The sequence below is a fragment of the Muricoccus pecuniae genome (assembly GCF_014199205.1).
Taxonomy (GTDB): Bacteria; Pseudomonadota; Alphaproteobacteria; order Acetobacterales; family Acetobacteraceae; genus Roseomonas; species Roseomonas pecuniae.
This window is the reverse complement of sequence record NZ_JACIJD010000053.1, coordinates 1-8,448: the sequence shown is the minus strand read 5'-3', so window position 1 is coordinate 8,448 and position 8,448 is coordinate 1. Positions and strand designations below refer to the sequence as shown.

Annotated in this window: 6 protein-coding genes; 1 reads left to right on the top strand and 5 read right to left on the bottom strand. The window is 68.9% G+C overall.

The window, feature by feature from the left end; translation table 11 throughout:
* Positions 1 to 614: 614 nt before the first annotated feature.
* The 4 genes from FHS87_RS22710 to FHS87_RS22695 all read right to left on the bottom strand — a co-directional run bounded on the left by FHS87_RS22710 (position 615) and on the right by FHS87_RS22695 (position 6,140).
* Positions 615 to 1,316: a hypothetical protein gene (locus FHS87_RS22710; RefSeq protein WP_184522032.1), complete on the bottom strand. Its 702-nt coding sequence runs from the start codon at positions 1,314 to 1,316 to the stop codon at positions 615 to 617.
* A gap of 38 nt (positions 1,317 to 1,354) precedes the next feature.
* Positions 1,355 to 4,465: an efflux RND transporter permease subunit gene (locus FHS87_RS22705; protein WP_184522029.1), complete on the bottom strand. Its 3,111-nt coding sequence runs from the start codon at positions 4,463 to 4,465 to the stop codon at positions 1,355 to 1,357.
* A complete protein-coding gene (locus FHS87_RS22700) occupies positions 4,462 to 5,592 on the bottom strand; it encodes an efflux RND transporter periplasmic adaptor subunit (protein WP_184522025.1) in 1,131 nt (376 codons plus the stop codon). The genes FHS87_RS22705 and FHS87_RS22700 overlap by 4 nt, the downstream gene beginning before the upstream one ends.
* A 104-nt stretch (positions 5,593 to 5,696) precedes the next feature.
* Complete coding sequence (locus FHS87_RS22695) at positions 5,697 to 6,140, bottom strand: MarR family winged helix-turn-helix transcriptional regulator (protein ID WP_221300317.1); 444 nt, start codon at positions 6,138 to 6,140, stop codon at positions 5,697 to 5,699.
* 454 nt (positions 6,141 to 6,594) lie between these two features.
* Here FHS87_RS22695 and FHS87_RS22690 point away from each other — a divergent pair, with 454 nt between their 5' ends.
* Positions 6,595 to 7,638 carry an MYG1 family protein gene (locus FHS87_RS22690; protein WP_184522018.1) on the top strand — a complete coding sequence of 348 codons (1,044 nt, stop codon included), beginning with the start codon at positions 6,595 to 6,597 and terminating at the stop codon, positions 7,636 to 7,638.
* A gap of 267 nt (positions 7,639 to 7,905) precedes the next feature.
* Here the strand turns inward: FHS87_RS22690 and FHS87_RS24385 are convergent.
* On the bottom strand, positions 7,906 to 8,448 hold a 543-nt coding region (locus tag FHS87_RS24385; RefSeq protein ID WP_184522015.1), incomplete at its 5' end, for a DDE-type integrase/transposase/recombinase.

The window sequence follows — 8,448 nt, the reverse complement described above, 5'->3', positions numbered from 1 at the left end:
ATCCGCTAAATCCCCATACCGAGCGCCAACGGACCGCGGGTTCGTTCCTCGGAGACTTTCGGACGCCTGCGGCATCCGAAACCCTTCACGAAAGCAGAAGGTCTGCTGAAGAGGTGAACGTGCCGCAAGCAGACATACGGGTGTCCGCCTGCCTATCCGGTATCAGGCCGGAGTAGGCTACGATTCGGCCGCGGTTTAGTCTCACCGACGAGTATCCGGCCACGGAGGCTTCGGTCGCATAGGCTGGGAGAAGGGAGACCAAACATAAGGTCCGATCAGCCTCCTTTATCGCTCTCTCCTGGTGTGACTTATGTCGATCGGCACTAATTTGGCCACCTGACGTTCGAGCTTCTCAACTCGTTTCCTGAGAAGCGATGCCTCGGTGACGTCGGCTCCGTCGGAGAGGTACTCAAGACAACGCCAGAACCTCATCCACGCCGAGGAGACCGAGGAACGCCACCCTGCTTTCCTCCCGGCTTCCATCAAATGTCTCCTGCCAGTCTGGTTTGAACGGAGTGCGTCGAAGAGCAGTTCGACGCGCGTTCGCTCCGGCATCCGCTCCGCCAAGACGCGACGTCACGTGGCCGGGGCGCTACTCGCCATGACCGCATGTGTCAGGGGCTTCCTAACGCCGGAGGCTTCCGGCGAAGCCTGTGGAAGACGACGAAGTGCAGCGTCAGCAGGCTGGGGACGAGGAAGCCGGGGATGACGATCCAGGGCAGCACATTCATCGGACCGCTGCCCGGCTCGCCCATGAAGACCCGGAGGGGGCCCGGAAGGGAGGTCAGGCCGAGGCTCACGGCGGCGATCAGGTCGACCGCGCCGATCACGTTCCATGTGAGGATGGCGCCCCGACCGCGGTCCGGACGCCGCAGCGCCAGCCATGCGGCCGGGACGGCCAGGACGCCCGCCAGGATGTCCCCCCAACCGGCCACCGGCGCGAAGGGCGCGGGCAGGCGTCCAGCCGCGTGCAACACCACGAACCAGATGCCGAGCACCCGCACCGACTGCACGGCAACGAGGGCGGGGAGCGGCGCCCGGGCTACCCGCCTGCGTCCATCCTGTGTGCCAAGAAGCCAAGTCACCAGGACGGCGATCGGGACCGCCACCGCCCAGGCTAGGCCGGGCAGCCCGAGCCAGAAGGCATCCAGCAAGACCCGCGTCGCGCCGAGCCAGAGCACCCCACCGAGCCAGAGCGTCATGCTCGCGGCAATCAGGAAGCGCCCCGGGGCCGAGGTAGCGAGCGCGAGACTGTAGGCCGCCGTGACCCACGCGGCCGCGCCGCACAACGTGGCGGCCGCCAGAAGATCAAACATGTGGAGCCCTTCCAGTGCTGGGGATCATGGGCACGCCTTCACTCCGCAGGAGCAGGGAGTGGGCGGGATGTCGCGGCGGCATGGGCTCGCTCCGTCGGCGCTCCGTCGGGCCTCACGCGGAACCAGATGGCGTAAAGGGCGGGCAGGAAGACGAGGATCAGCACCGTTCCCACCGCCGTGCCGCCGATCAGCGTGTAGGCCATGGATCCCCAGAACACGGAGTGCGTCAGGGGGATGAAGGCCAGCACGGCCGCGAGCGCGGTCAGGATCACCGGTCGCGAGCGCTGCACCGTGGCCTCCACGACGGCGTGGTAGGGCGACAGCCCCTCGGCCTCGTTGTCGTGGATCTGCCCGATCAGGATCAGCGTGTTGCGCATGAGGATCCCCGCCAGCCCGATGAGGCCGAGGATGGCGTTGAAGCCGAAGGGCTGGGCGAAGAGCAGGAGCACCGGCACCGCCCCCACCAGGCCCAGCGGCGCCGTCAGCATCACCATGGCCGTCGCCGCGAAGGAGCGGACCTGGAGCATGATGACCGCGAGCATCAGCGCGATCATGAGGGGGAACACGGCGGCCAGAGCCGCATTGGCCTTCCCCGCCTCCTCGATGTCGGCCGCCGCCTCGATCCGGTAGCCCGGCGGCAGGGACGCGCGCAGCGGGGCGAGCGCCGCGATGATCTGGTTCGACACGTCGGGCGGCTGCAGCGCCTCGTCGATGTCGCCCCGGACGGTCACGGTCGGAACGCGGTCCCGCCGCCGCTGCAGCGGCGTCTCCATGCGGACCTCCAGCCCGCCGATCTGGTCCAGCGGGATGAGGGCGCCGGTGCGGGAGGTGAGCGTCAGCTCGCCGAGGCGCGCCGGGTCCAGGCGCGCCGGACCGGCGCTGCGGGCCACCACTTCCACCGTGCGGATCCCTTCCCGCATGCGCGTCACCGTGACGCCGCTGAGGAGGAACTGGAGCTGCTGCGCCGCCTCGGCCGGGGAGAGGCCGATCAGGCGCAGGCGGTCCTGGTCGAGGACGAAGTGGGCTGTGGGGCTGCGGGTGCCCCAGTCCTGGTCCACGCGGCGCATGTTCGGGTTGGCGCGCGCGATGTCCTGCACCTGGTCGGCGATGCGCAGCACCTCGGCCCTCTCCGGCCCCATGACCCGGAAGGCCACCGGGAAGGGCGAGTAGGGCCCGAAGACGAGTTGCGTGACGCGCAGGTCCGCCTCCGGCGCGAGGCCCGCGGCGATGCGTTCGCGCAGGCGGTGCTTCAGGGCCTCGCGCGCCGCGGGCGAGGGCGTGAGCACGACGAGCTTGGCGAAGGCCGGGTCCGGCAGCTCGGGCGACATGGCGAAGAAGAAGCGCGGCGCGCCCTGGCCGAGGTAGCTGGTCACGATGCGGGCCTCGGGCTGCTCGCGAAGCCAGGCCTCCACCTTCGCCACGGCCGCGCCGGTCACGCCGATGCTCGTGCCCTCGGGCAGGCGAACCTCGACCAGCACCTCGGGCCGGTCGGAGAGCGGGAAGAACTGCTGCTTGACCGCGCCCATCCCCGCCCCGGCCAGGCCGAGGGAGAGGAGGACGAGCCCGGCGACCAGGAACTTGCGCCGGACTGCCCAGGCGATGAGCGCGCGCAGCATCCGGTAGCCGCGCGTGTCGTAAAGGGCCGCGTGCCCGCCCTCCACCGGCTTGACCTGCGGCAGGAGGACCACGCCGAGATAGGGCGTGAAGGTCACGGCCACGATCCAGGACGCCATCAGGGCGAAGCCGACGATCCAGAAGATGTTGCCCGCGTACTCGCCCGCCGAGGACTGGGCGAAGCCGACGGGCATCAGCCCGATGACGGTCACCACGGTGCCGGAGAGCATGGGGGCGGCGGTGTGGCTCCAGGCGAAGGCGGCGGCCCGGATGCGGTCCATGCCTTCCTCCATCTTTACCACCATCACCTCGATGGCGATGATGGCGTCGTCCACCAGCAGGCCGAGCGAGAGGATCAGCGCGCCGAGGGTGATGCGGTCGAAGACGCGCCCCGTGTACATCATGATGACGAAGACGAGGGCGAGGGTGAGCGGCACGGCCGCCGCCACGATCAGCCCGGCGCGCCAGCCAAGGCTGAGCAGGCTGACGAGGAGCACCACGCCGAGCGCCATGAAGAACTTCAGCATGAACTCGCCGACCGCCTCGTCGATATTGACGGCTTGGTCGCTGATCTTGCTCAGGCTGAGGCCGAGCGGCAGCCCCGCCTGGATGGCGGACACCTCGCGCTCCAGGGCCGCGCCGAGTTCGAGTCCGTTCCAGCCCTCCCGCATGACGACGCCGAGCGCCATGGCGTCCTCGCCGTTGTGGCGGATGAGGAAGGTCGCCGGGTCCTCGTAGCCGCGCCGCACCTCGGCGATGTCGGAGAGGCGGAGGTTGCGCCCGCCGACGACGATCGGGGTGGCGGCCACCGCCTCGGCGCTCTCGTAGGCGCCGTCCAGCCGGATCTGCACCTGGGGGCCGTTGGTCTCGACGGAGCCCGCGGGCACGAGGCCGTTCTGGCGCTCAAGGGCGGCGAAGACGTCCTGCGCGCTGATGCCAAGGGTGACGAGGCGCGGGTAGGAGAACTCAACGAAGATCCGCTCCGGCCGCTCGCCGAGGATGTCCACCTTCTTGACCCCGGGCACGTGCAGCAGGCGCTGGCGGATCGTCTCGGCGTGCCGGGTCAGCAGGCGCGGCGGCATGCCGGGCGCCTTCAGCGCGTAGAGGCCGAACGTCGTGTCCGAGTACTCGTCGTTGACGAAGGGACCGAAGGCGCCGGGCGGCAGGCGCCGCGCCTCGTCCCCCAGCTTCTTGCGGGCCTGATAGAACTGCTCCGGCACCTCGGAGGGCGGCGTGTTGTCCCGCAAGGTGAGCGTCATGAGGGCCAGGCCGGGGCGCGTCATCGTCTCGACGCGGTCGTACCAGCGGAGCTCCTGCAGGCGCTTCTCCAGCGGCTCGGCGACGAGGTCCTGCATCTCCTGCGCGGTCGCGCCTGGCCAGGCGGCCGTGACGGTCAGGACCTTGATGGTGAAGGCCGGGTCCTCGGCGCGTCCGAGCTTGAAGAAGGCGAAGGCTCCGGCCGCCGCGATCATCAGGATGAGGAACAGCGTGAGCGCCCGCTCGCGGACAGCCAGCGCCGACAGGTTCAGGCTCACCGCGCGGCCTCCCGCGTGTCCACGCGCACGGCCTGGCCATCCCGCAGCAGGTGGGCACCGAGGGCCGCGACCCGCTCGCCCGGCCGGACGCCCTCCACCACCATCTGCTCGGCGCCGAGGCGCTGCACCCGGACGGCGCGGAACCGTACGGTCTGGCTCTCCGCATCCAGGATCCAGACCCCGGTGGCCCGTCCGTCGTCGCGCAGGGCGCTGACTGGAAGGACAGCCCCGTCGCCCGAAGCAGCGGACGAAACCCGCAGCGTGACCGTGCTGCCCAGCGGAGCCTGGGCCGCGTCGCCCTCAAGCACGTAGCGCGCCTCGTAGGTGCGGCTCGCGGGGTCGGCCGCGTCCGAGAGCTGGCGCAGCCGCGCCGAGGCGGCAGCGCCTCCGGACTGGCCGTAGACTGTCGCCTCCGCCCGGGTGCCGAGGGCGGGACGGAAGCCCTCGGGCAGGTTCACAACGGCCTCGCGCGGTCCGGCCTGAGCCAGGCGGACAACCGGCTGTCCAGCGGCGACGACGGTGCCCGGCTCGGCCAGAATTCCGGTCACGACGCCGTCGGTATCGGCGCGCAGGGTAGCGTAGGCTGCCTCGTTTGCCGCTACCTCAGCCTGCGCCTCGGCCGCGGCGAGGGAGGCTCGGGCGGTGTCGAGGCCTGCCCGGGTCGCCTCGTATCGCTGCCGGGACACCCATCCTTCAGCAAGAAGCTTGCGGTACCGGACCTCGTCCGCCTCGGCCTGCACGACGGTCGCGCGGGCGCCCACGACGGCGTTGCGTCGGGCGGTCAGGGCAAGGCCCAGGTCCTTGTCGTCGAGCCGAGCGAGGGACTCACCCCTCCGGACCGACTGCCCGACATCGACGAGCCGTGCTGTCACCTTGCCGCCCACGCGGAAGGCCAGATCGCTTTGGACTCTGGCACCAAGAGTCCCGGTGAAGGAGCGTTCGGCGCCCTCCACCGGCCGGGCCATGGCCGCGAGGAGGAGCGGCGGCGCCTGGCGAGGATCCTGTGCGAGAGGGATACCCTGAGCTGCCTCGGAGCCGCCGGAGCCGGTCACGACGTAAGCCGCAGCTCCGATCGCCATCGCGGCGGCGAGGCTGGCCAGGGTTATCCAGAGAGTTTTCCTCCGCATAGAGGAACCTCCTGCCGGTGTTGCGGAGGGAGGCACAGGGACAGCCTCCCGCGCGGAAAGTGCATATGCACCTTCTTGGATGGCCTCATAGGCCGCTTGGCTGTTCATGGCTGGGCGATCCTCTCAAAGGCGTCCCACACGGAGGGCAGCGAGGCGGGCGTGATCCGCGCCTTCATGGTTTCGTTGACTGTTCGCCAGCGCTCCAGGGCCTTGAGGAACAGGTCGCGCCCCTCCGGCGTCAGGAGGGCACGCCGGATGCGGCCGTCCTGGTCATCCGGCCTCATCGTCAGGAGCCCCCGGCGCTCCAGCACGCGAAGGTTCCTCGTCATCGTCGTGCGGTCCATCCCGAGTAGCAGGGCGAGCTCGTTCACGCTCGGCCCATCTGCCCCGCCGACGGCGGCGAGCAAGCTGAACTGCCAGTTGGTAAGGTTGAGAGGTCGGAATGCCTTGTCGTAGTGGCGGCCCACGGTGCGGCCAGCCCGCTGCACATGCAGGCAGACGCAGGAGGCTTCCACTTCGCCGACGACATCAGGATCAAGGGCTGTCACGTTCTCCATATCTCAAGCATAGTGCATATACACGTTTCTTCAAGAGCCTGGGTACATGCTTTCTATCGGTCTGAGGTGAAGAGGACCATGAGCCTCGGGATGTGCTCCATCCGGCCCTACTGCCAAGCTGAAAACGCCACTTCCGCTTTGGCGAGGGCGACGATGGCCCCCAGACGGCCGGAATGGGCGCAGAACGAAAGTCCCGATTTGCGCGAAGCCTTGCCGGCCGAGGTAAGCCTCCTGCGGTATTCGAAGATCGGTGTTCGAACGGGCTGCTCCAGATGTTTTTGCCTGGAGTTGCTCCCATCAATCGGCTCCGTGCTTCTGCACTGAACGGCATGGTCACTGGCAGAAATGCTGTGGCCTGCTAGGGCTTCCGCTCGAGCAGCATCCACCTGATCGGGGTGAGCGCTGACAGAACCCGCCCGTCCACGGATGCGAATGAGGATGTTCGATGCTCCCCAGTGATCGCCCCCTACTGCTGGCCACGCACAGCGGCACCTTCCACGCGGATGACTGTCTCGCCTACGTCATCCTGACCGGCGCTCTGGGTCTAGATGGTGCTGACGGCGCGCACGAGTTGGTCCGGACGCGAGATCACGCGCTCCTGAGGAGTGCCGATATCGTGTGGGACGTGGGTGGTACCGCCGACGATGCGACCTGGCGCTTTGACCACCACCAGCCCGGGGCACCGACGGCGCCGAACGGCGATCCGCTGAGTTCGGCCGGCCTGGTCTGGCGTGCCGTTGAACCGGAAAGCGGCCAGAGCCTGGGGCAGCTCTACGTGCGGAACACCCTCGCGAAATCCGGCTTCCCCGAGGTGGCCGACGCCATGGTTTCGCGCATCGCCGAGGGGATCCGGAGCAAGGTGGTGCGCCATGTCGATCTGGTGGACAACGGTGTGGAACGCGCGGCGCCGACCGATCTCACCTCGATGGTCGACACCTTCAACAGTGCCTGGGACGCCCCGAGCGGGTCCGATCCCCTCGCCTTCGAGGAGCACCAGCAGCGCGGCTTCCTTCGCGCCAGTCGAATGGTCGCCGAGGCGTTGGAGCGGCAGGTCGAGAAGGAGCGTGGCGCGGCCTTCGCCTACGAAGCTGTGGCGCAGGCCTGGGAGGACTGCAAGTCAGGGGTGAGCGGCATCCACCCCGACGTGCTGGAGCTGCCGCGCGGCATGCCGTGGCAGCGGCCGGCCTTCGACCTGGCGATGCCCGTCCTCTACGTCATGAGCCCGGAACCCGACGGCCGGTGGAAGCTGCAGGCCATGCCGGCCGAGAAGGGGAGCCTCGCCAACCGCCTGGACATGCCGGCCGCCTGGCGTGGGTTGCAGAACGGGGACCTGGAACAGGCCTGCGGCATCCCAGGGGCCGTCTTCGCGCATCGCGGCGGCCACTTGGCGATCGCGGCAACCCGCGACGCCACCATGGCCATGGCCAGGGCTTGTCTGGCCAACAAGCTCTCACCCCTCGAGGCTTTGCGGAAGGCCTGGAAACGCTAGCCGCCAGATGCCCACAGACCTGTCCCCAGCAACTGGGGACAACTTGCCCCGGTCGGGGGCGGGCGGCTGATCCTCAGGCCCGGTCCGCCTCCCCCAGCTCGCCCCAGATCCCTGTGTGGGGTTGTTGCGCCAGAGGTCGGCTGGTCTGAGGTAGCCGAGGGCGACGTCGGCGGAGCGGTAGCGGGTCTGTCGCATGACCTGGGCGGGCATTGTCACGTTGTTTGGGCACGAGGCTCTTTTGGACCGAGCGGCAGAGCTTGGCCAGCCCTACCCTGCCACTTGGACGCACGTCTCCCGCTTCCAGACCCGGAAGGCGTTATCACGAGCACGGCGGTACCCGTGGGCCATCATTAGGTGCCGCCGCGGCCGGAAATGGCCGTAGATCATGGCGTGTGCTGAGAGAAAGCGTTGCGCCTGCTGAGGTGACTTGAAGCGCTGCATCTGGCGCTCTCTGCCCCGCGTGGGCCGGTGCGAGTTCTCCGCCCGATTGTTGAGGTATCGGCTGACCCGCTGCCGCACCTCGGGCCTCACCTCGCGATGTGCCACCCCATAGCTGCGCAGGCCGTCGGTGACGAGGCGCTTCGGCTTGTAGCGCAGTCCCTTCGGCAGGCGCTTGAAGAAGCGCGTGGCCGCACTCGCGTTCCTGCGGGGCTGCACGAGGATGTCGAGCACGACCCCATTCTGATCCACCGCCCGCCAGAGGTAGTGCAGATCGTGACCCTGTACCCAAAACTGGTCCAGCTCCCGGGAGAGCCTTCCGGCTTCTTCAGGGGCCGTTTCGGGCCGCCTGGGCAGCAAACTCAAGGGGCG

Bases quoted from the DNA above. Each gene is read 5' to 3' on its own strand.
- FHS87_RS22710 (WP_184522032.1), bottom strand. From the start codon at position 1,316: ATGTTTGATCTTCTGGCGGCCGCCACGTTGTGCGGCGCGGCCGCGTGG.
- FHS87_RS22690 (WP_184522018.1), top strand. From the start codon at position 6,595: ATGCTCCCCAGTGATCGCCCCCTACTGCTGGCCACGCACAGCGGCACC.
- FHS87_RS22700 (WP_184522025.1), bottom strand. From the start codon at position 5,592: ATGCGGAGGAAAACTCTCTGGATAACCCTGGCCAGCCTCGCCGCCGCG.